General features: G+C 36.8%; 17 protein-coding genes. 5 read left to right on the top strand and 12 right to left on the bottom strand.

Annotated features, from left to right (window positions below; all coding sequences use genetic code 11):
• Window positions 1–88: 88 nt before the first annotated feature.
• Both AC5P2S_RS04355 and nhaA read left to right on the top strand, forming a co-directional pair.
• Entirely contained in the window at window positions 89–2290 is a 2202-nt protein-coding gene (locus AC5P2S_RS04355; protein ID WP_283417364.1) for a RelA/SpoT family protein, read from the top strand.
• Window positions 2290–3444 (top strand): Na+/H+ antiporter NhaA, encoded by a 1155-nt coding sequence (gene nhaA / locus AC5P2S_RS04350; protein ID WP_283417365.1) that lies wholly within the window; start codon window positions 2290–2292, stop codon window positions 3442–3444. The genes AC5P2S_RS04355 and nhaA overlap by 1 nt, the downstream gene beginning before the upstream one ends.
• Here the strand turns inward: nhaA and AC5P2S_RS04345 are convergent.
• On the bottom strand, window positions 3441–4382 hold the full coding sequence (locus AC5P2S_RS04345) for a YihY/virulence factor BrkB family protein (protein WP_494556352.1): 942 nt from the start codon (window positions 4380–4382) through the stop codon (window positions 3441–3443). The two genes, nhaA and AC5P2S_RS04345, sit on opposite strands and share 4 nt — an antisense overlap.
• A gap of 30 nt (window positions 4383–4412) precedes the next feature.
• Between AC5P2S_RS04345 and AC5P2S_RS04340 the strand changes: the two genes are divergently transcribed.
• A complete protein-coding gene (locus tag AC5P2S_RS04340) occupies window positions 4413–4886 on the top strand; it encodes a 23S rRNA (pseudouridine(1915)-N(3))-methyltransferase RlmH (RefSeq protein ID WP_283417367.1) in 474 nt (157 codons plus the stop codon).
• 167 nt (window positions 4887–5053) lie between these two features.
• Here AC5P2S_RS04340 and AC5P2S_RS04335 read toward each other — a convergent pair whose 3' ends face one another.
• The 4 genes from AC5P2S_RS04335 to secD form a co-directional block, all read right to left on the bottom strand.
• Window positions 5054–5608: a phosphatase PAP2 family protein gene (locus AC5P2S_RS04335; protein ID WP_494556351.1), complete on the bottom strand. Its 555-nt coding sequence runs from the start codon at window positions 5606–5608 to the stop codon at window positions 5054–5056.
• A gap of 1 nt (window position 5609) precedes the next feature.
• Window positions 5610–5933, bottom strand: coding sequence for a Sec-independent protein translocase subunit TatA/TatB (locus AC5P2S_RS04330; RefSeq protein WP_283417369.1), 324 nt, complete (start codon window positions 5931–5933; stop codon window positions 5610–5612).
• Between the two features lie 141 nt (window positions 5934–6074).
• Window positions 6075–7292: a TCR/Tet family MFS transporter gene (locus AC5P2S_RS04325; RefSeq protein ID WP_494556350.1), complete on the bottom strand. Its 1218-nt coding sequence runs from the start codon at window positions 7290–7292 to the stop codon at window positions 6075–6077.
• Between the two features lie 262 nt (window positions 7293–7554).
• Entirely contained in the window at window positions 7555–10461 is a 2907-nt protein-coding gene (secD, locus tag AC5P2S_RS04320) for a protein translocase subunit SecD (RefSeq protein ID WP_494556349.1), read from the bottom strand.
• A 225-nt stretch (window positions 10462–10686) separates the two neighbouring features.
• Here secD and AC5P2S_RS04315 point away from each other — a divergent pair, with 225 nt between their 5' ends.
• Window positions 10687–12045, top strand: a complete 1359-nt coding sequence (locus AC5P2S_RS04315) for a PQQ-dependent sugar dehydrogenase (RefSeq protein WP_494556348.1) — start codon at window positions 10687–10689, stop codon at window positions 12043–12045.
• 38 nt (window positions 12046–12083) lie between these two features.
• Here AC5P2S_RS04315 and bglX read toward each other — a convergent pair whose 3' ends face one another.
• From bglX to AC5P2S_RS04280, 7 genes are all read right to left on the bottom strand, one after another.
• A complete protein-coding gene (gene bglX, locus AC5P2S_RS04310; protein WP_494556347.1) occupies window positions 12084–14411 on the bottom strand; it encodes a beta-glucosidase BglX in 2328 nt (775 codons plus the stop codon).
• Window positions 14412–14437: 26 nt separating this feature from the next.
• Entirely contained in the window at window positions 14438–15139 is a 702-nt protein-coding gene (locus AC5P2S_RS04305; protein WP_494556346.1) for a carboxylesterase family protein, read from the bottom strand.
• Window positions 15140–15392: 253 nt separating this feature from the next.
• On the bottom strand, window positions 15393–16781 hold the full coding sequence (locus AC5P2S_RS04300) for a glucoamylase family protein (RefSeq protein WP_494556345.1): 1389 nt from the start codon (window positions 16779–16781) through the stop codon (window positions 15393–15395).
• A 17-nt stretch (window positions 16782–16798) separates the two neighbouring features.
• A complete protein-coding gene (locus tag AC5P2S_RS04295; RefSeq protein WP_494556344.1) occupies window positions 16799–18196 on the bottom strand; it encodes a glucoamylase family protein in 1398 nt (465 codons plus the stop codon).
• Between the two features lie 77 nt (window positions 18197–18273).
• Complete coding sequence (locus tag AC5P2S_RS04290) at window positions 18274–19437, bottom strand: LamG domain-containing protein (RefSeq protein ID WP_494556343.1); 1164 nt, start codon at window positions 19435–19437, stop codon at window positions 18274–18276.
• A gap of 5 nt (window positions 19438–19442) precedes the next feature.
• Window positions 19443–20957, bottom strand: coding sequence for a RagB/SusD family nutrient uptake outer membrane protein (locus AC5P2S_RS04285; RefSeq protein ID WP_494556342.1), 1515 nt, complete (start codon window positions 20955–20957; stop codon window positions 19443–19445).
• 20 nt (window positions 20958–20977) lie between these two features.
• Window positions 20978–23824, bottom strand: coding sequence for a SusC/RagA family TonB-linked outer membrane protein (locus AC5P2S_RS04280; RefSeq protein WP_494556341.1), 2847 nt, complete (start codon window positions 23822–23824; stop codon window positions 20978–20980).
• Between the two features lie 265 nt (window positions 23825–24089).
• Between AC5P2S_RS04280 and AC5P2S_RS04275 the strand changes: the two genes are divergently transcribed.
• On the top strand, window positions 24090–24644 hold the full coding sequence (locus AC5P2S_RS04275; protein ID WP_494556340.1) for a ferritin: 555 nt from the start codon (window positions 24090–24092) through the stop codon (window positions 24642–24644).
• The last annotated feature ends 72 nt before the right edge of the window (window positions 24645–24716 follow it).

The raw sequence follows: 24716 nt of genomic DNA, 5'->3' as shown, positions 1-24716 counted from the left end.
AAATCAGCTTATAAGAAAAATCTGGCACAAAGATAGCTTGATAATCTGTATTAAATTTCTTATATTCGTTTGTGAGTTTACATTTTATATGATTTACGATTTAGAGAAAGAAAACAAGGAAATCCTTGCGAGATATAAAGACCTTATTTCCAACACATACCGTACTTTGGATGAAGAACAGAACAAGCTTATCAGAAAGGCTTTTGATATTGCTCTGGATGCTCACAAAGATCAACGTAGAAAAACTGGAGAACCATACATCTACCATCCGATAGAGGTTGCAAAAATTGTGGCCAACGAGATTGGTTTAGGCGCAACCAGCATTGCCTGCGCACTACTCCACGATGTGATCGAAGATTCCGAATACACGTATGAAGATCTTAAAAAAATCTTCGGGAAAAATATTGCGGATATCGTTAACGGTTTGACAAAAATCTCTGTGATGAACCAGCAGAACATATCGGTTCAGTCTGAAAATTACAGAAAATTATTGCTGACACTTTCTGAAGATTTCCGGGTGATTCTCATCAAGATCGCAGACCGCCTGCATAACATGAGAACGCTGGAAAGTATGCATCCTGTGAAGCAGAAAAAAATTGCTGCAGAAACCGCTTATATCTATGCTCCTTTGGCTCACAGATTTGGACTTTATAATATCAAATCTGAGCTGGAAGACCTCTCATTGAAATATAACAATCCTGATATCTATAATGAGATTGTTGGTAAATTGGAAATCGCCAAAGAAGGCCGCGAAAAATATGTTGAGGAATTTACCAAAGAAGTTTCTGAACAACTGAAAGAAGAAGGACTCAATTTTACCATAAAAGGCCGTGCGAAAGCCATCAGTTCCATTTATCGTAAAATGCAGAAACAGAATGTGACCTTTGAGGAAGTTTTTGATAATTACGCCATCAGAATCATTTATAAATCTGATCCGAGAAACGAGAAATTCCTTGCCTGGAAGATCTATTCTATCGTCACCGACCTTTATCAAAGTAATCCTTCCCGAATGCGCGACTGGATTTCTCAACCGAGATCTACTGGCTACGAAAGTTTGCACCTTACTGTAATGGGTCCTGATAAAAAATGGATCGAAGTTCAGATTCGGTCGGAAAGGATGGATGACATCGCAGAAAAAGGTGTTGCTGCCCATTATAAATACAAAGAAGGTTACCGCAAAAACAGTGACGATCAGCGATTTGAAAACTGGGTTACAGAGATACGGGAAGTTTTGGAACAACAGCAAAACCTCTCTACATCAGAACTTCTTGATAATATTAAACTGAATCTCTACTCCAAAGAAGTTTTTGTCTTCACGCCAAAAGGTGAAATCAAAATATTACCAACCGGCGCAACTGCATTGGATTTTGCATTCTCTGTGCATACAGATCTTGGAATGAAATGTTTGGGTGCGAAAATCAATGGAAAATTGGTTCCGATCAGTTATGTGCTTCAGAATGGTGATCAGATTGATATTCTTTCGTCACAGAACCAAAAACCAAAAGCTGACTGGCTGGAGTTTGTAGTCACTTCCAAAGCCAAATCTAAAATTAAGAATATCCTTAATTCGGAAAAAAATCAGCATACAGCAGAAGGGAAGGAAATTCTGCAAAGAAAAATGCGTCACGCCAAATTGAATTTCAATGATGACGAAATCAATGGTTTGCAAAAATTCCTGAATCTGAAAACTTCCCAGGATCTATTTCTAGGATTTCAGAACGGAACATTCGATATTGGTGATATCAAAAGATATTCTGACAAAAAAAGTATTCTCAGCAATATTTTCAACCGTTTCCGAAAATCATCCAACAAAGAGGAATATGTCGAAAAAGTCGACTCCAATTTGGATATGATTGTTTTCGGAAAAGATGAAGAAAAACTGAATTATAGTTTTGCTAAATGCTGCACCGTAATTCCTGGTGATAAGATTTTCGGATTTATTACGATTTCTGACGGCATCAAAGTTCATAATGACAACTGCCCCAACGCAATCAACCTGAGAGCTAATTATGATTATCGTGTTCTGCAGGCCAAATGGGTCAATGCTGAAAGTTTCAAAAACAGAATCAAAATCGAGATCGAAGGTCTTGACAGAATGGGAATGATCAACGACATCACGGCAGTTATCAGTAACAATATGAATATGGACATGAAGAGTATGAGCATTGCTTCCAACGACGGCATTTTTACAGGAAACATCAATCTTGAAGTTAAAAACAGAAGTCAGCTTGAGGAAACATTCAAGCAGCTGAAGGCAATTAATGGCGTTTCTAAAGTGAAGAGAATGTAATGGTTTTATCAAAGTATTTTCAGCAATTTTTCCATAGCAGCAAAAGTTCCGGTGTATTATTGATCGTCTGTGTGATAGTATCATTAATTATTGCTAACACGTCACCAGCAGAAGCATTTCAAAATCTTCTGGATTCGAAAATAGGAACAGAAGTATTTCATTTGGATTATTCGGTTTCCGTTTGGATCAATGACGGACTAATGGCCATTTTCTTCCTTTTGGTTGGTCTGGAAATCAAACGGGAATTACTCGAAGGCGAATTGTCTGATATCAGAAAAGCAAGCCTTCCGATTTTCGCTGCTGTTGGCGGGATGCTGATTCCGGCTTTGATTTATGTTGCATTCAATCATAATACCGGTTATAAAAATGGCTGGGCAATTCCAATGGCGACTGATATCGCGTTTTCGCTTGCTATTATTTCTCTGCTTGGAAAGAGTGTCCCTAATTCTTTGAAAATCTTCCTGAGTGCTCTGGCAATCGTTGATGATCTGGGGGCAATTATCGTTATTGCATTGTTCTATACGGACTCGATAGATTGGATTTCTTTGGGAATTTGCGGCGGAATAACTGCTTTATTAATTATTCTCAATAGAATTGGGATTACAAAGATCCTCTTTTACATTATTCCGGGATTATTTCTATGGTATTTTATGCATCATTCCGGAATTCATGCAACAATTGCGGGCGTTATCCTAGCTTTTACAATTCCTACCAATGTTTCTACAACCGAGATTTCGCCATTAGAAAAATTAGAACAAAAACTTCACATTCCTGTCAGCTTTTTAATCATGCCAGTATTCGCTTTGGCAAATACTAATATTACTTTTCAGTCCGGAATATTCAGTCATTTTATCAGCCCATTGAGTTTGGGAATTATCTTCGGATTATTTGCAGGAAAAGTTTTAGGCATCAATTTGTTTTCCTTTTTAGCTATAAAATTGAAATGGGGAAAAATGCCTGCTTTATCTGCCTGGAAAGAAATGATCGGCGTTGGGTTCCTGGCCGGAATCGGTTTCACAATGTCGATTTTTGTATCGCTTTTAGCTTTCCCAAATGAGACCGCAATCCAGAATCTCTCTAAAATCAGTATTCTGTTTGCGTCTGTTTTGTCCGGGCTTACCGGTTATTTGATTTTAAAAATGAAGAAAAATTAGGATTCAATCATTTCTGTAGAATTCATTTCTTCACGAACCAATTTCTCCAATTTAACTTTTTTGATCGCCAGGTTCAGTTCATTACCCATCAATACCAGAAACACGTTTACATTGACCCAAACCATTACCAAAATAATGGAACCAATGGAACCGTACAGGACATTGTATCTTGCAATATTAGCCACATAAATAGCGAAAAAGTAGGTCAGTAGAACAAATAAAACCGTTGTAAGAACAGCGCCCGGATAAGCTTCTCTTAGTCTTGTAATTTTGAGACAGCCCACCCAGTAAAAAAGTGTCAGCAAAATAAAATAAAACAATGGAAACGATATGAAACCGATAATTTTGGTCATGTTTTTAGTAAACCAGCTGATATCATATGTTGGTGTAAAAAGCTTCAGAACAACTTCGCTGTAATAGATCCCGAAAATAGAAAGAAAAACCAATGTCAGAAAGCTGATTGTTACAAGCATTGCCAAAGCATATTCTTTCACAAAGCCTCTCTGTAATTCTGTATTCCTGTTGAATCCGTTAATCAGCGTAAAACAACCGTTAGTAGCAAATACAAAAGACAATAAGATTGTTAAATTACTTATCGACTTCATGTTAGGAATAATATTACCCTGGATATAGTTTGTCACATCACTTTGCATATGCGAAGGGAAAATTCTTGGCATAAGAACTTCGAAAATATAAAACTGAAGTTTATCATAATGCGGCATATAAGGCAAAACCGACAAGAGAAACAGAATCATCGGAAAAAGGCTGAGAAAAAAATTCCATGAAATACTAGCAGCCTGCCGTCCTAATGGATTTTTGAAAATCGCATTGCTATAAATCCCGAACATTTTCCACAGAGAAATTCCTAAAACCGGAATATGAATTCCGTCGAAAAAGTTTTGGATTTTGAGGAAAAAACGTCGTATTTTTTTTGCCATTCATTTATCTTTGCCTCACAAATATACTAAATGCGTATTAATTTGATCTGCATCGGGAAAACGGATGATAAAGAAATTGTTTCTCTTATCAGCTATTACCTGCCAAGAATCCCAAAACACTGGAACTTTGAACTTCTGGAAATTCCGGATGTGAAAAACGCCAGAAACCTGAATCCTGATCAACTGAAAAAAGAAGAAGCCAAACTGTTTCAGAACCAAATAGACTCTTCTGATCTGGTCATTCTGCTGGATGAAAAAGGTAAACAATTTACCAGCCGCGAGTTTGCCGGAAAAATTGATTTCTGGCTTGGAAATTCAGTAAAAAAGGTAAACATACTTATTGGCGGAGCTTATGGTTTTTCTGAGGAGATCTATCAACGTGCTAATGAAAAAGTATCTCTGTCAAAAATGACTTTTACACATCAGATGATTAGGCTGTTTTTCGTGGAACAGATTTATCGGGCTGCAACTATTTTGCAAGGAAAACCTTATCATAATGATTAAAATTGAGTTTTTATCTTATAACAGTTGTTGATTGTTGTTAGGTTTAAACTTTCAAAGGGCTTCCGAATTGCTAACTAGCCCCGATAGTAACGGCATCCTTTTTATTTTTTTTGCTAAAAAAATAAAAAGATATAGTGGATAGCGGGTTTAAGCTCCTAAAAAATAATTCACTTTTTTGCGATAATTTTTTTTGCAAGATTGGCAAAAACACCCCCTAAAAAAAATCCAACAGCCGCTCCATATACAACATCTAAAGGAAAATGAACTCCTAAATAGATCCTGCTATATGAAACCAAAAGTGCCCAGAAAAGTAAGATATAAGGAAGTATTCTATATTTTTCACCAATCAGAATCGATAAAAAACTGACCAGAAAAAAAGAATTTGAAGAATGTGAGGAGTAGAATCCGAATTGTCCTCCGCAGGTTACCAACCGCATCTTTGCCATCAACAGATCATTATGACAGGGTCTTAGCCTGCCAACACCGTATTTGAAAATACCAGCCAGCTGATCGGAAATTGTAATTCCAATTGCGATGAGTATAATGACAAAAATTAATTTTTTTAACGGAAAACTTTTGTAAAGAAGATAAAGCAATATAGCATAAAACGGTATCCAGAACCATTTGCTTGTCATCAGAAGCCAAAAAGGATCGAAAGCTGAGTCTCCTAATCTATTCAGGAATAATAATAATTCCTGGTCCTTTTCAATGAGCCAGTCCATATTATCTGCTTACTGGACCTTCGTGAGAATCGTCCTCGGAAAGGTCGATTTTGGGTGTCTCTTCTTTAAGAAAAGCCTCCGTTTTTTTGTCTGCCAAGGGATTGAATTCCTGCGCAGATTGTTTCACCTTTTCGATCTCTTTTTTGATTTCGGAAACAGGATTGTCCGCTTCTTTCATGATTTCGGTTTTGATATCATCCACTGCCCCACGCATTTTACGAACTCCTTCGCCAAGACCTCTTGCGATCTCGGGTAATTTATCCGGTCCGAACAGAACGACAATTGCCAGAGCAATCATCAGCATTTCTCCAATACTCAATTCCATTTGACAAAATTAAGAAACATTTATAGAATTGATAGAGAGAATTTTATTAATTTTTACTTAAAAATAGCTTAGAAATTATTATTCCTTTTGATTTTAGAATATAAAAAGTAAAACTATCCTTAATAATTTCCCTAAATAAATTTATTTTTTCTTTCTGTTGAAGTTGATATAAACAAAAAAGATGCTTACAATAAATAATAAAAAGGCAAGAAAAAAAGGTGCTCCGGGAAATAAGAAAGGTGCCTCTTTGTGAGTGAAATAATAAAATAAATTGGTCATCATTGGTGGACCGATTATAGACGTTGCACTCATAAGACTCGTCAAAGCGCCTTGCAATTCACCCTGCTCATTGGACGGGATATTTTTGGTAATAATGGATTGTAATGCTGGTCCACAGATTCCACCTAAACAGTATGGGATAGTGAACAGTAACATCATCCAACCTTGCGTCGCAAATGCATATAGGAGCATTCCGAATGAGTATAATAACAGGCCATAGTAGATGCTCTTACGGTCACCGATTTTCGGATTAATCCACCTTATCAACAATCCCTGAACCAACCCAACCATTAGTCCTACAACGCCCAAAGAGATACCTACCATTCTTTCATCCCAGTTGAATCTGTACATGGTATAGAAACTCCAGTTACTTTGTACAGCATGTCCACCAATGTAAATCAAAATCAAGGAAATCACTAATCCCGAAATCTCCGGATGTTTTCTAAGCAGCTTTAATGACCCAATAGGATTGGCACGTTTCCAGTCAAACTCTCTGCGATTTTCTTTAGACAAACTTTCCGGTAAAATAAAATAACCATAAAGAAAGTTGAGCATACATAAAGCTGCCGCCGCATAAAACGGAACTCTGGAACCATAATGCCCCAACACACCACCTAAGACAGGACCAATAATAAATCCCAGCCCAAAAGCGGCTCCTATTAATCCGAAATTTTTTGCACGATCTTTATCCGTAGAGATATCCGCAATATAAGCACTGGCTGTAGTAACACTGGCTCCTGTAATTCCGGCAATGATTCTCCCAACAAAAAGCCACCAGATAGTAGGCGATAATGCTAAAAAAATATAATCTATGGAAAATCCGAAAAGTGATAATAAGATAATTGGCCTTCTTCCGAATCTGTCACTTAGATTTCCTACCAATGGTGAGAATATAAACTGTATGAAAGCATAAGCAAAACTCAGCCAGCCACCATATTTAGCTGCTTCGCTGATATCTGCGTGGATCAGTTCTTCTATCAGTTTCGGTACCACGGGAATGATGATGCCCCAACCTGTGATATCTATCAAAAGTGTGATAAATATAAAACCTATTGCTGCTGATTTTTGATTCTGTTTCATAAGTTGCGAAGATAATATTTTTTTGATTTGCTACTTTGAAGATTTGAAAAATTGATTTTTTTATTGACAAATATTTAAACTTGGCAACCAATGTTATGACCTGCAAAGCGCACCCGAGCTGAGTGGAGCTCTTTTTGTGAGGAAGTATGACTAGCAAAAAAGCGGGAGCGGAGCGTGGAAAAGGTGCCCAAATTTAGAAAATGTTTTAAATAAAAAAGCTCCCAATTACTTGAGAGCTTTTTTTATTAAGTATCGTAAGGAATTACTTCGCTAATTCTACATCGGTAGAAGATTTTCCTGTAACCTTATCTTCTTTTTTCCTTCCTCTCAGGAAGTCATAAGCCGTAGCTGATGCAATAAAAATAGATGAGTATGTACCGAATCCAATACCTAACAATAAGCAGAACATAAATCCTCTCAGGTTATCTCCACCGAAGATGAAAATCGCCAGGATTACCAAAATCGTTGTGAATGATGTGTTGAATGTTCTACCAATTGTACTGGAAATAGAGTCATCAAATAATCCAGCCAGTGTCAATGCTTTTTTCTCACGCAGGTATTCTCTGATCCTGTCAAAGATGATTACCGTATCGTTAATCGAATAACCAATTACCGTAAGAATTGCTGCGATAAAATCCTGGTTAATCTCCATATTGAAAGGCATTACTTTGTAAAATAATGAGTAAACACCCAAGATCACCACTGTATCGTGGAATAGACCGGCAACCGCTCCAAGAGAGAACTGCCACTTATCAAATCTTACCAAGATATAGATGAAAATACCAATCAATGAAGCGATAACTGCCAAGATACCGTGTGTTGTGATATCGTCCGCAACTGTAGGTCCTACTTTTGTAGAAGATACTATTCCTGCATGGCCTTTATCTGCTGCTTTGAAATCTGCCAAACTCATACCTGCCGGCAAATCTTGTTTAAGACCTTCATAGATTTTTTGCTCAACAGTTTGGTCAGCCGCAAGAGATTCGTCATCAATCAGATAATCTGTCGTTATTTTTAATTGAGAAGAATTACCAAAAGTTTTGGCTTCCACAGATTCGTTTTTACCGTCTGCAGTTTTCATCAGCTTAGCAATATTTTCTTCAATTTTACTTGCGTCAACCGGTTTTTCAAATCTTACAACATAGTTACGCCCACCTGTAAAATCGATTCCGTATTTGAAGCCGTTGATTGCAATTGAAGCAATTGAAATCACCATTAAAATTGCAGATACAATATAAGACCATTTTCTTTTTCCAATGAAATCGATCCAGGTATTTCTGAAAAGATTTTTGGTTGGAGCAGTCCAAACAGATAATGATTTACCTTTATTCAATCTATTGAAAATCATCACTCTTGACAATAATACAGATGTGAATAATGTCATAACAAGACCGATCATCAATGTTACCGCAAATCCTTTGATTGGACCTGTTCCGAAGATGTAAAGAATTAATGCTGTAATAAAAGTCGTAACGTGACCGTCAATAATCGCAGAAATCGCATGTTTGAAACCATCTTTATATGCTTCAAGAATACTTTTTCCGCGGAATAATTCTTCTTTTGTTCTTTCATATATAATTACGTTTGCATCTACTGCCATTGCCATAGACAATACAATACCTGCAATACCCGGAAGCGTCAATGTTGCATCTACAGAATCCATGATCCCGAAGATGTAGAATAAATTGACGATCATTGCAATAACTGCGTAAACCCCTGCTCCACCATAATAGAAAATGATGTAAACAATAATTACCGCAAATGCAATAAGGAATGACATAATCCCGTCATTGATAGATTCAGCTCCCAATGAAGGTCCTACAACATCAGCCTGAACAATTTTAGCACCTGCAGGCAATTTACCTGCGCCTAAAACATCAACCAAATCTTTAGCTTCTTCCTGAGTAAAATTTCCGGAAATCTGCGTTCTTCCATTAGGAATGACCTCATTTACCATTGGTGCAGTATAAACTCTGTTATCCAGCGTTACAGCCACAACTTTTCCTTTGTTTTTCTCCGTCATTGCTTTCCAATCACGAGCACCCTGAGAATCCATTTGCATATCTACAACAATACGTCCCAGCTGGTCATAGTTGATATTTGCAGATTCTACAGCACCGTCAACCGGAGCCTTTTGATTGATATTCCCACGGATAGCGTATAATACAAGACTGTTAGAAGTATTATTCTCTGGCTTGTATCCCCACATAAACTGAGTATACTTTAAGTTTACCGGGCGAGCTTTTGTAGCAATTGCACTATTAAGGATTTTATTAACAACTGCTGTATCCGATAATTTTACATTAGCAACAGCATTACCAGGCGTTGAGTTTAACTGGATAAGATTTGTCAAATTTGTTGTTTTAGCAACACCTATTGAATCTCCTTTAACTTTTACCAATTGGTTAAGTTCTGAGAAATATGGTAAAACTTCCTGCCCCATCTGTACTTCCCAAAACTGAAGTTTAGCAGAAGTCGCCAACATTTTTTTAACCCTGTCGATATCTTTGATACCTGGCATCTCTACCAGGATTCTTCCGGTTCCAGGAACTCTCTGAACGTTTGGCTGAGTAACACCCATTTTGTCGATACGGGTTCTAAGAACTTCATAAGCCGTTCCTACAGACGCATCGATTTTTCTTCTTACAATGTTTTTTACCTGATCGTCAGGTGTATTGAATTTAATCTCAGAAAGATTGGTGTTTCCAAAAATTTCCGGATCAGCAAGCTTTAGATTCGTACCTTTCTCTTTGTTAACAGCTTCGAACTGGGTAAAAAAATCTTCGATATATTGCTTACTCGAGTTTTTCTGAGCCTGATCTGTTCTGTTAAGCGCTTCTATCAAAGTAGCGTTTGTAGAATAATTACTAAGATCATTTACCAAATCTCTCTGGTTGATCTCCAATAATACGTTGATACCACCTTTTAGGTCCAACCCCAACTTCATTTCTTTTTGTTTTGCAGACGTATAATTCAGTTTTGTAAAACCAAGATTAAGCGTGTCTTTCGAAAGTCTGTCGAGTTCGGCTTGGTATTTTACCTGATTATCACCTGCAATAGCTCTAGCTTCCTTTTCTATTTTATTGGCATAGAAAGAAGGCAAAAGCTCATTGAGACAAATCAGTCCAAGAACGATGGCAACTAGTGTAACGAGTCCTTTTCCTTGCATTTTCTTACGATATATATAATTTTAGTCGGCAAATATAATGATTTATAACGGAAATAGGAATTTGAAAATGAGAAATATGTATTTACTAAATTTTTAAAATAATAAATCCGCTTTATCTATCCGAAAAATGAAAGAAAATCAGATTTTTTTATGAAAATTAATAATAGAATCACTCAACAGGCATATAATTTGGTAAGGCTATAATTAATTATAAAATAATAAGTTATGGGAAAACTTTTACTTTGGATCGGCTTATTCTTAGCAGCCTGTTTATCGGCTCAGACCATTAGCCTGGAGAACTTTGTTTCCGGGATTTCTAATCCTGTAGAGATTGTTGCATCGCCAACATCTGACAATAGATTATTTGTTGTCCAGCAATCCGGCACTATCAAGATTGTGAATGAAAACGGAACTATTGCTCCGGATAACTTTCTGAATATTTCCAACCTCATCACTTTTGGAGGTGAAAGAGGATTACTGGGACTGGCATTTCATCCTCAGTTTTTAACCAATCGATATTTTTTTGTTTATTATAATAATTTGCAAGGATCAATCAGAGTTTCCAGATTCACAGCAAACTCGTCAAATCCTAATACAGCAGATGTTTCATCGGAAAAAATTCTTTTAACGATCCCTAAGCCTTTTACTAATCATAATGGCGGTAGCATTCATTTTGGAGCAGATGGTTACTTGTGGATATCTACCGGCGATGGCGGAAGCGGTGGCGATCCGAATAATAACGCTCAAAATAAAAATTCGCTTTTAGGGAAAATGCTGAGAATTGATGTCAACTCGGATAATGCTTATAATATTCCGTCAGATAATCCCTTCGTGGGAATTGACGGCGCTGACGAAATTTGGGCTTACGGCCTTAGGAATGCATGGAAATTCTCTTTTGACAGAACTACCAATCAGGTTTGGATTGCTGATGTCGGACAAGGTGACATCGAAGAAATCAATAAAGTATCTGCAGCAACACCAGGAATCAACTACGGATGGAGATGTTACGAAGGAAACACCCCTTATAATACCACAGGATGTGCCAACGCTTCTACAATGACTTTTCCGGTTACTCAATACGATCATTCCGGAGGAAAATGCTCTATCACGGGCGGTTATCTCTACAGAGGTAACCTTTATACAGATCTCGTAGGAAAATATGTTTTTGCAGATTACTGTTCAGCTCAAATAGGTGTTTTGGATACTTCGAATACGATGGTTTGGAGTCCGAGTTTTTCAGCGAATTTTACAACTTTCGGTGAGGACAATCAGAAACAACTTTACGTAGCAGCAGGCAATACCATTTATAAAATCAAAACTAATAATCTTTCCGTTTCTGATATTAATCAAGCTAATATTTTAATCACGCCTAATCCTGCAAAAGAGAAAATCTATCTTCAAAATGTGAATGAAAAAAATATCTCTGCAGAAATTCTGGATTTAACAGGACGAATTGTTCATCAGGTTCAAATGTCTGATACTGATAACAGCATTGATGTTTCTAAATTGCAGCAAGGAACCTATCTGCTGAATCTGAAAAAAGATAATCAAAAGTGGATTTCCAAGAAATTCATCAAAGAATAATAAAAATAAAAACCGCCTCTTTTCGAAGCGGTTTTTAATTATTTAGACCAATTGATTCTCGTTGTTTTAACATTGTGAGAGTCGGTTCCGATCATGATATCGAAATCTCCAGCTTCCCAATCGTATTTCAATTGATTATTATAAAACTTCAAATCTTCCGGGGAAATTTTGAATGTTACTTTTTTACTTTCGCCAGCTTTCAGATAGACTTTTTGGAAACCTTTTAATTCCTTAACAGGTCTTGTATTGCTTCCAACCAAATCCCTGATATAAAGCTGAACTACTTCTGCTCCATCATATTTCCCGTTATTTGTTAAAGTCACATTAGCTTCGATGCTAGTATTGCCAGAAGGTTTAGCGTTAGTTACAGAAACATCAGAATAACCGAAATTAGTATAACTTAATCCATACCCAAAAGGATAAAGCGGTGTGTTGCACTCATCCAGATAATTGGAACGGAATTTTTCGAAATTACATTTGTCAGTATTTTCTGTACTTAAAGGGCGACCTGTATTCTTCGCGTTATAATAGATTGGAACCTGACCTACACTTCTTGGGAAAGTCATCGGTAATTTTCCGGAAGGATTAACTTTTCCATAAAGAACATCAGAAACTGCATAGCCAGCCATACTTCCCGGGAACCATACGTTCAGGATCGCATCAGCCAATTGAGATTCTTCCATCAGAACCAAAGGACGACCTGTAAATAAAACCAAAACAATTGGCTTACCAGTTTTCTTAAGTTCTCTCAATAATTCTCTTTGAGTTTCCGGAATTGTAATATCTGTTCTTGAACTTGACTCACCGCTCATCTCGGCACTTTCGCCAATCGCTAAAACAATCACATCTGCTTTGCTTGCAACATCTACAGCTTCTTTTCTGATTTGATCAGCGGGACGATTATCCCTGTCTGTTGTTTTATTAAACATAGCGGCACGCTGTTCCATCATTTCGGATTCGTAAACGTTGCTTCCTTTTGCAAAAATAAAATTCACATCTTTGCCAACCGTTTCCTTCAAACCTCTCAATAATGAAATAGAATTAGCGTGTTTTGCAGCAACACTCCAGGTTCCTGTCATATTCATCGCGTTATCTGCCAATGGTCCGATAACGGCCACAGTACCTGATTTTTTAAGTGGAAGAACCTGTTTGTCATTTTTCATCAAAACCATAGAATTAGATGCAATCGTTTTTGCTGCTTCTAAATGTTTTGGGCTGAAAACTTCTTTCTGAGCTCTTTTAGAATCTGTATATTTATAAGGATCATCGAAAAGTCCAAGATCATATTTAGCTTCAAGGATTCTTCTTGCAGCATCTGTCACCGTTTGCTCAGACACTTTTCCTTCCGAGATGGATTGTTTAAGTGTTTTCAAGAATCCTTCGCCAACCATATCCATATCAATTCCGGCATTCATTGCTAATGCTGAAACCTGTTGAAGATCTCCCATGCCGTGATCTATCATTTCGTTGATACCTGTATAATCAGTCACGACAAAGCCCTTGAAATTCCACTGTTTTCTAAGAACATCCGTCATCAGCCATTTGTTACCTGTTGCAGGAATCCCATCAACCTCATTGAAAGACGCCATTACAGAACCTGCTCCCGCATCCACAGCCGCTTTATATGGTGGGAAATAAGTGTTATACATTTGAACGTGGCTCATATCAACTGTATTATAATCACGTCCGCCTTCCGGAGCGCCATAAAGTGCAAAATGCTTCACGCAAGCCAGCATCGTATTATTTTTTGATAAGTCATTCCCTTGATACCCATAAACCATTGCTTTTGCAATTTCACTTCCCAGGTAAGGATCTTCACCGGAACCTTCTGCAACTCTTCCCCATCTTGGCTCTCTTGAAATATCTACCATTGGCGAAAATGTCCAGTTGATCCCATCTGCTGTAGCTTCCTGAGCCGCGATCTGAGCTGATCTCTGTATAAGATTCATATCCCAAGACGCTGCCAATCCTAATGGAATCGGAAAAGTAGTTTCGTAACCATGGATCACATCCATTCCGAAAATCATTGGAATTTTCAAACGGCTTTTTTCTACAGCTACTTTTTGTACATCACGAATCTTATCAACACCTTTGATGTTAAATAATCCGCCAACTAAACCTTGTTCTATTTTCTTTCCTATATCAGAACTCTGAGCTTGTCCTGTTGTAAAATCTCCGGATGAAGGTAAATTCAACTGTCCGATTTTTTCGTCCAAAGTCATCTTGGCAATCAAATTGTCTATGAATGCTTTTTTCTTAGACTGATATTGTGCCGACTGGAAAGACTGAGCGGGCTTGGTTACAATGTCCTGCGCTAAAAAATAGGGCGATAATGCCAACGCAGCTAGGATTATAAACTTTTTCATTTATATATATTTATTTTCTTTAACGTTTATTTTTTTAATGATAACATCCAATCCCAAAGTTTAGGATCAGAATAGGTAGAATCCCAGGAGTTATGATTATCATTTGGGAAAATAATCAACTCTGCTTTTGGATTGATTGGGTGTAATTTCTGATAGAAATTAAATGCATTCTCAGGAAGAACTACATCATCCATTCCGCCATGATACAATTTGATATTCAGATCTTTGTATTGATGAATATTAGCAAGCATTACTCTGTCTGTTGGTGCGCAAACTGCTGCAACTGCTGCAAACATTTCAGGGTGCTCACCTGCCAACTTCAGAGTTCCCCAACCACCCATTGATAATCCTGTGAGATAAATTCTTTCTTTATCGATTTTGTATTTTTCCGAAATCTCTCTGATAAGGAAATAAACCGCATCCGTATCCCACCAAGTATTTTCCGGACATTGAGGTGCCAGAATAGCGACTGGTTCCTTTATCAGATTTTTATAAGTAAATGGGCTGTGTGCTTTTACTATTTCCAGATTATTTCCTCTTTCTCCCGAACCATGAAGAAATACTATTAATGGAATTTTTGTTTTTATATTTTGAGGTAAGTCCAGAATGTATGATAGTTTCTTCTGGATTTTAACCTCACTATTAAACTCCGATTTGATTTCCTGCGCTTTTACTAATGGATTAATTACTAATAAAAGAAGTGGGAGATATTTAAGTTTTAAAGCCATTTGATTTCTTTTGTATTGATATACCTTTCTTCAAATATACCTAATGTTCATATTTTACAAAATCTTGTTATCCCGACCAACGCCCTAGCCCTGATTGCAACGGCATCCTTTTTTGTTTTTGTTGTTTGTTGTTAAAAACTACAATTTGTGATAAAACAAAAAAGATATAGTGGAAAGCAGGTATAAGCTCCTCTAAAAACCCATTGAGTCAAAACGAAACAATGAGTTCTGATCCAAAGATAATAAATTAAATCTATTGAATTTTATGCTCCGTAGATTTAAATCCTATTTTTTTGAGTCCGTTTCTGATTTCCGGCGCATTCATAAACAGATTCCATAATAATCCGGAACGATAATTCTCAATCATTGGCGCAATTGTTCCCTGATCAATTGCGAGGTAACGCGGCGTCGTCCAGTCATTAAAATTAACTGAAGTGGCATCGTAAGGTCCGGCTTGTCCAATGAAATTTGGTTTCTCTTCGTACAAGAACTTCAAAAATGCCATAGATTCTTTTGGTGTGTAAGGCATTGAGCTAAGAGCAGCTGTCGGCGTGATCACTCCAAAATCTTCTTTCATCGGCTGATGCGCAGCATATCCAACCGAACCGTCTTTGTTTCTTGTATAACTTGCGGTAAGTCCCCAATATTTTTCTGAATAGCCTTTGTATTTGTAAGGGTTCTCCAGGCAATATTTATAATCTATCAAGACATGATTACGGTTGAGATCCCAATAGCTTTTCACATATTTATCCGAAAGACCTCTTGGATCAAGGCCTAAATAAGAATATTGAGACCAGAATAATGGTCCGCCGAATTCTTCTGCATAATTGTGCTTTACATACAAGGGAAGCCCATATTTTGTACGATCGGTTGTGTAAGTCCCGTTGCGAGTCCAGCCTTTGTTGTAGGTATCATAATCAATCGAATAATCGGGTGAAGATGCAGCTAAAACGTAGGTAATCAGACATTCGTTATAACCCTCTAAAGGAAAGTTCATTTCCCAACCATAGCTGGGCGACCAGTGCCAATACAATACTTTTTGACCGCCTTTTGTGTACCAATTCCATTCTACACCTTTCCACAATTTGTCCATTTTTGCCGCTAAAGCTTTTTCCTCCTCGTTTCCGTTTTTGAAATATTCGCGGACGCAAATCATTCCCTGAACCAAAAATGCCGTTTCAACAAGATCTCCGCCGTTATCCTTTTTTCCGAAAGGGACAACTTTCCCGGTTTCACCATTGATCCAATGCGACCAGGCGCCATGAAAACGGTCTGCTTTTTCCAGAAAATCTGCAATGTGAGTCAATCTTTTAACAGCTTCCCTGCGTGGAATGTATTTCCTGTCAACACCAACCAGAATCGTCATTAACCCAAATCCGGATCCGCCTGTTGTAACTACATGTTTGTCATTGTCCGGATAGATGTTGTCTTCGTGGTAACGTTCTCTTCCTAAGAGTGAATTGGGTTCAGCAAAGTCCCAAAAATATTTGAGCGCATCACTTTGAACTTTGTCCATTAACTGATTATCAGTTAATTTTACTGAAACTGATTTTGTATCGGCAGCAGTATTTGTTAACTGAGAGTTTTTACATGAAAGCAGTACCGCTAATGACAGGATTGATAATGATATTTTATTTTTCATTATAATTTTTTTGTAATTTAAAATCCATGGAATGATGAGTGGAAGCCCAGTTTAATTAAGCCTTGCCTTACATCCGGTGCATTCATAAAAAGATTCCATAAGAATTGGTTTTTGTGATTCTCAATCATAGGAGCAATAGTTCCCTGATCAATCGCTAAATACCTAGGTGTCACCCAATTATACTGAACCGAGTAAGCATCATAAGGGCCTGCAATTCCTATGTATTTTGAATAGTTTTCATTGTAGAGGAATCTTAGGAAATTCATACTTTCTGTAGGTGTATATGGCATATCAGAAATAGCTGCAGTCGGAGAAATAATTCCTAAATCATTATTAGGCTGATGTGCCGAATAACCTGTTGTCCCATCTGCATTTCGGGAATAACTTGCAGTAAGACCCCAGCTTTTAGCATTATAACCCTGATAACCTTTTGGGTTTGCCAAACAATATTGATACATAATCTTCGCATGATTGGATGTTGCATCACCATAATTGACGTAGTCGTCTGTTAATCCTCTTGGATCTAATCCCAAAAATGAATAATGTGACCAAAACATCGGTCCAACCGTTCCCGATGCTCCGTTATGATTTACAATCAAAGGAATTCCAAACTGTGAACCCGAAGTTTTGATAGCACCATTCCTTGCCCAGCCATTTTGATAAACAGATTTATTAATAGAATAATTGGGGGAAGCCGCTGCCAAAACATATGTAATCAACGTTTCGTCAAAACCTTGCAATTTCATATTTATTTGGAAATCATAATTTGGAGACCAATGCCAGTATAATGCATTTTCACCTTTAGTGTACCAATTCCATTCGATTCCTTTCCATAGTTCATCTGCTTTCTGTGCCAATGCCAATTCAGCAGAATTTGTAGAATTCTTAAAATATTCTCTTACACAAATTAATCCCTGAGCTAAAAAAGCTGTCTCTACAAGATCACCTCCATTATCTTTTTCACCAAAAGGAATTACATTACCTGAATTACCATTGATCCAATGTGGCCAAGCTCCGTGAAAGCGATTTGCAGTTTTGAGGAAATCAAGAGCGGTTGTTAATCTCGAAACGGCATCAGTCTGCGATACATAACCATTCTTGATTCCTACTAAAATTGTCATCAACCCAAAGCCTGAACCTCCAGTTGTAACCGTATTGGCATCGTTATTAGGATCATCTGTATGATATCTTTCTCTGGCAAGCTTAGAATTGGTTTGCGCAAAATCCCAAAAATACTTCAAAGCACCTTTTTGGGTCATTTCTATAATCTGGTCATCTGTGTAAACAGTTGCGGGTTCTTGCGGGTTATTAACTAATGTATCATTCGGATCCCAATCACTGGAGTTGGAACAATTGTATGATAAAAAAAGAACAGAAGATAAAACTGTAATTTTAAAAAAATCCTTTTTAAACATTGATTTTATTTTTTATGAAAAACACTTTATGAACGAGTCATAAAGTGTTTTTATTTAATAAATTATTAATAGTTTATCTATAATTTAGAATCATAGATATTCTTAATATCAGAAGCAGATAACGCCTTAGAAAATAATCTAAATTGATCTAATCCTCCTTTCCATGTTGATCTTAACCAGTCATCCGCAGTATCATTATTGACTTGTTTTGGTCCAGCTCCCAATCTGAATTCAGTTGCTGTTGTAACATCCATATTTATGCTGCCATGATTATCCCAAGCGACTTGTTTTGCATTAGCAACACCATCAATGTACAAAGTCATTTTACTAGTTACAGCATCGTAAACCAATGCACAATGTCTCCATTTGTTATCAGCAATTCCTGGTATTGCATCTGCTCCTTCCCAATTAAACCATTTGTCAGCTTTGGTTTTGTCTACTATTGGAAATTTTATCTGAGTACCAGTAGCATTTGTTTCCATTAATAACATACCTTGTCCACCTGACCAATGATCTGTTGTAGTGGGAATACTAAAAATATGTTCCGGGCCGTTACCTCCATTATTATTTTTAGTTTGACCATTTAACTTGAACCAGAATGAAACAGTAAAACTCTCAGCATTCTTTATCCAGTCATTAGGTTTTGCATAACTAATATATTTTAGATTAGCCCCTTGTATACCATTTCCAGAAACTCCAGATGTCAATGATAAAGGGTTACTCGTAGCAGGTGTATTTTGAAGCAAATCTGATACAACCTTCAAAGGATCTGTCGACGGATAATCAAACGGAACAAAAAAAGATTCGCCTTCATATAATGCCTGATATACGTTCGTAACGTTAAAAGCAAAAGTTTTGGTAGTTGTTTTACCCGATAAATCAACTGCATCAACTTTGAAAGTATGATTACCTAATCCCAAATTCTTATATAAGTATTTTCCTGTATAATTTCTATAGTCTAAAAAACTATTATAAGTTTGAAGAGGAGAGCCATCTAGAGAGATGTTTATTGTTTTAATTTCTATATCATCAGAAACCTTAAATTCAAATGTATAGTCTGCTTGGGTGTCAGTAAATGGAATATTAACTGTTCCGGATGCAGGATTCATAATTGTAACAACAGGAGCAACTTTATCTTCACCTTGAGGAATCGACGTTATATCATCAATGTAACCGTCTTTGCAGGAAAATGCACTTATTAACATTGCTCCTGCAAATGCTATGTTTATATATTTATTCATTTTCATTATTTGTTTAATTGGTTAATTATATCCATTTGTGCCAACGGGTAAGGTAAAAATTGTTTGTCCATGGTAAAAGTTCTGCCATCATAACTTAAAGCAGCAGTATTACCTAATCTTACCATATCAAAATATCGGATCCCCCATTCCATTCCCAATTCAGCATACTTCTCATCCATCACTTGATCTGCAGTTACAGATGCTAAATTACCTAAACCAGCTCTTTCTCTTACAGTATTAACGGCACTAACTGCTGAGCCGGCTGTAGGATTGGCGCCTCTTGTTACAGCTTCTGCATACATTAAAAGTATTTCTGCATATCTGGTAACAATATAATTTTTATTACTTCCGTAATCTGTTCTACCAGGTGTAAGAAGTGTTGATGGCATATAGTGTTTTCCACTTGCAAACATTGCTCTGCTATAATCATTAATGACATCTCCTTCTATTGTTGTATTAGATACCCAAGATGGCAATGTTGCAAAAGCAGGATCTTTTTTAATTTCCGTAATTCCTCTATTTGTAAATAGGACACTGGTTTGTAATCTTTTTTGTTCACCACGATTTAACATAAACTTGATGTACTTCATACTTGGCTCATAAAACCCCCAACCGTCAGCAGCACCTGATACCTTTGGAGTCCATCCTTGAGGCCCGTAAAAAGCCCAAAGGTGATTTTTGGAATTAGGATTGGAAGCTGCACCCAAATCTGAGTACTGAATTTCTAACAAGTTTTCATCCGCCAGCTTTCCACCAACTTTGAATAAATTATTGAAATCAGAATACAAAGAGAATTTTCCAGAATTGATGATTGCACCAGTAGCATCTGCAACACCTTGATAATTTTTCAACTCCAAATTTGCCATTGCTTTAACCGCTAAAGCTGTATATTTGGTAATACCCCCTTTTATGTCTGTTCTTTGATTAGGACGCATATCCGGCAGATTTGGAATAGCTGCATCCATCTGCGCAGAAATCCATTGCATTATCTCGTCTTTTGATTTTAATTTCAGTTGAGTCTGGTCAGGTGTTTCTACCAAAATAACCTTCCCCCATAATCTGGAGAGTTCCAAATGCAAGAAAGCGCTCATTACTTTACACTCTGCCTGATATTGTGCAATAGTTGTGGGATTCACACCTCCTGTTTTGAATTTGTCCAACTGATTAATTTGAGTAGTAATCTGAAGTATATGTTGATACCAAACACCCCAAAGAGAGTTATACATCCAAAAGTTATTGTCGTAGATGTATTTGTCTGTATCGGCAAAAGCAGCCTGATCTCCCAGACCTCCGGCATTTACATCATCGCCCAAAACTGAAACTAATGGGATTTGTTCCCAGCCCATATCTTGGAATGAAGAATATGCCCCGATTAAAGCTCCTTTTGCACCATCTGGATTAGTATAGTCGAAAGAATCGCTGGGATCCATTTCCATTTTCTCATCCAGTTTTCTGTCACAACCTGTGAATACAAGTGCACCCGCAAGCAACAAAAATTTTATATATATTGAACGTTTCATTATTTTTTATTTAATATTAATTAAAATTTAACTGTATAACCAAAAGTGAAAACAGAAGGTGTTGGATAAGTCGTCGTATCTACACCATTTGGTCCTACCTCAGGATTCATTAGATTTTTACTTTTACTCCACATAAATGGCCTGTCAGCAGTGATTGAAAATCTCATCTCAGGAATATTACTTTGCTTCAAAGTATATCCCAATTGAATATTCTGTATTCTAACAAAATCACCATCTTCTAACCAAAAATCAGACATTTTTTGATTCCAAGGTGTTCTGTACCCTTCTGAGGATGGAAACTCATTAGTAGTCCCTTCTCCATGCCAGCGGTTGATGGCTAATTCTGCATCAATATTTCTACCTGGTGTTTTGATAACCTCTCCTCTGTTTCTCGCCAGAATTTTATTTCCTCCTTGTCCATAAAGCGCTATAGAAAGATCCCAGTTTTTGTAATTAGCACCAAATGATGCTCCAAAATAATAGGTAGGAACAGGAGATCCTAAATAAGTTCTGTCATCAGAATCTATTTTACCATCACCATTCAGATCCTTAAATTTGAAGTAACCCGGTTTTATGTTTTGTCCAACAGTAGTAGGATCCGCAGCAACCTGAGCTGCATTTTGATAAACACCATCTAATACCCAACCATAGAATACATTAATTGGCTGACCTACAACAAGGCGCTGCTGGAATTCTGGCTCGCCGGTATTAATGAAACTTTGACCATATAAGTCTGTAATATTATTTTTAATATGACTGAAATTCCCATTAATAAAATAGCTCCAGTCTTCCCCAATTTTATCTCTCCATCCTGCTGATATTTCATACCCCCTGTTTCTTAATGATCCAACATTAGTATAGCTTCTTTGATCGCCAACCTTTGGAAGAACAGGAATCACAAGCTGTTTTGTATCCTTCACAAAATAATCTGCATCCAATGTTAATCTTCTATTAAAAAACTCAGAGCTAAGACCTATATTGGTTTCCTCTGTAAATTCTCTTTTTACATTGTCCAGGAAGGTACTGAATACGTAACCCGTATATAACTGATCTGCAAAAATTGCATTGACAGATGCTGGCACTTGTGGTCTGTTGGCACTGATTCCATCATTAGCCAATCTTCCCCATCCTCCTCGGAATTTTAAAAGATTCAGCCAAGAAATATCTTTCATAAAAGATTCTTCGGACACTACCCAGCTTGCACCAAAAGCAGGTAGATTAATTTTTCTCTGAGCAGGGAATTTGTTAGAGCCTTCATTTCTGATGGTTCCATAAACAATATATTTGTTATCAAACTTATAAGACAAACGACCGAAGTATGAAGTTCTGTAGTATCTTTTTGGTTGTAAACTTACATCATCTTTATCGTAATCATTAACTCTAATTTTTGTAGGGTCAAGGTTGTTGAGATACCAAGTAGTTTCGTCATATCTGTTAAATGGTGTTCCGCTGTAAAAATTACCAAAAATTCTTTCTAAATTAAACCATTCATCCGCAAATGAAGTTCCACCCATTAGAGTAATGTCGTGCTTACCGAAAGATTTGTTCCAAGTTAGTGTATTATCCCAAATATAATTTTCGTATGAAGCTGTGTTCCTTGCCATAGAAGCGTCATTGATTGTCCTTTGCAAATTAGCTGTAGCAAAATAAGGTAGAGCCATATTACGTTCTCTATCATTTTGACTACTATATGATAATGCAGACTTAAGGATTAATTCTTTCGGAATCAATGCTGCTTCAGCATAAGCGTTAAAGTTAAGCCTTCTTGACACTGTAAGTTTATCTACATTATCCATAGTTGCAAAAGGGTTTTGAGGATCTCTGTAACCTATTTGCTTTGCATCTGCATATGCATAAGGCCAAGTGCCGGGGTTTGTATAATCATACTTCGGCAAAACTGGCACTGCATAATAAATTTGCGACCATGCACTAGCCTCATCAAGATATCTTTCGCTTCTTGAGTAGTTTATCACAGCACCTACAGTTAGCCAGCTTGTTGCTTTTGCATCAATCTTTGCTCTGATATTGAATCGATCATAACTGTTTTTCATTTTCAGTATACCGTTCTGATCAAAATAGTTTCCACCAAATGAATACGCCACTTTTTCAGAACCTCCATCAACCGATAAACTATGATTCTGAATACTAGCCACCCGAAGTGCCTCTTTATACCAGTCTGTATTTACATTTGGTAAATTAGGATTTACGCGGCTTCTTCCAAAACGTTCTATAGCAGCATTTATACTCGCTATTTCAGATCCAGAACCTGATTCATTTACAAAATTAACAAACTGCTCGGTATTGGCCATCTTCAGAACATTATTAGCCATTTGTGCTCCGTAATAAGTATCATAAGTCAATCGCGGCTTCTTGTTATAACTTCCTCCTTTTGTAGTAATTACAATTACACCATTTGCTGCTTTTACCCCATAAATTGCCGATGCGGAAGCATCTTTGAGTACCGTAAAATCCTGAATGTCGTTTGAGTTTAAGAAACTAATATCATCAACAAAAAGACCGTCAACCACATATAAAGGCTGATTATCTCCTTGTAATGATTTAATACCTCTAATAGTTACTTTAGGTGCTTCACCTGGTGAACCAAAACTACTGATTTGTACACCGGCCACCTTACCTTGTAATGATTGAGTAGCCTGACCTGTAGGAGTTTTAACGATATCCGCTGCTTTTACAGTAGTAATCGCACTCGTCAAATCCACTTTCTTAGCCGTACCATATCCAATCACAACTACTTCCTCAATTTTGTTTTCTTTAGCAGTAGTATCCTGTGTGGATTGTGCATGCAAATCACCGCCAAAGTACAAAGCAGCGATCAACAATGGTAATTTAACATAATTTTTTCTCATAATATTCTTATGTATTATTTTCTTATTCTCCGAATATAAAAATTTTTATTAACACAATGTTAATATTTACTAAAATACATATAAATTTCTGAAAATCAGATAAATAAAATTAAATAAAGGAATTATATCTATTTAAACACCACAAAAAATATCCCCTTTTTTTGGCTCAATATTTGATTTTTTTAGAAATATCAATTCTTATTGCTTCGAAATGAGTAATTAATCATTGCTTACATTTAACATAATAATAACTAATACAAAGTTTATGAATACCAACAGACTATCTAATCAGATGCAAACTGCATTAATTAAACAAATGACCAAAGAAGCGCATGCTTCACAAATCTTTCTTTCTTATGGGTGCTGGGCTGACGTCAAAGGTTACGGCGGAATTGCCAATTTCCTATACAGACATTCTCAGGAAGAAAGAAATCATATGATCAAATTTATGAGATACATATTGGACAGAGGCGGGGAAGCAAAAGTCGAAGCTATTCCTGCTCCGCCGGAAAATCCACAAAATTTAACCGACTGCTTTAATAAGGTTTTTCAGCACGAGGTTGATAATACCACAGCAATTTATAATATTGTGGATCTCGCTTTCCGGGAAAAAGATTGGGCAACATGGAATTTTATGCAATGGTTTGTAAAAGAACAGATTGAAGAAGAAAAATTAGCTTTAGAACTGATTGACAAGCTTAAAATTGCAGGCGGTGACCAGGCAACTGATGAATCATTATTCACTTTGGACAAAGCGTTAGAAGCTGCTCCAGACGAAGTTTCTCTTCCTCAGACAGCAACCGCTGAAAATCCATCATAAAAAGATAAATAAATATAGTAACTTTGATCTCCGAATTTTTTCGGAGATTTTAATTTATTATAAAACAGAATA

Source organism: Epilithonimonas sp. 33E (genome assembly GCF_059372615.1).
This window is presented reverse-complemented; position numbering and strand designations above follow the sequence as displayed.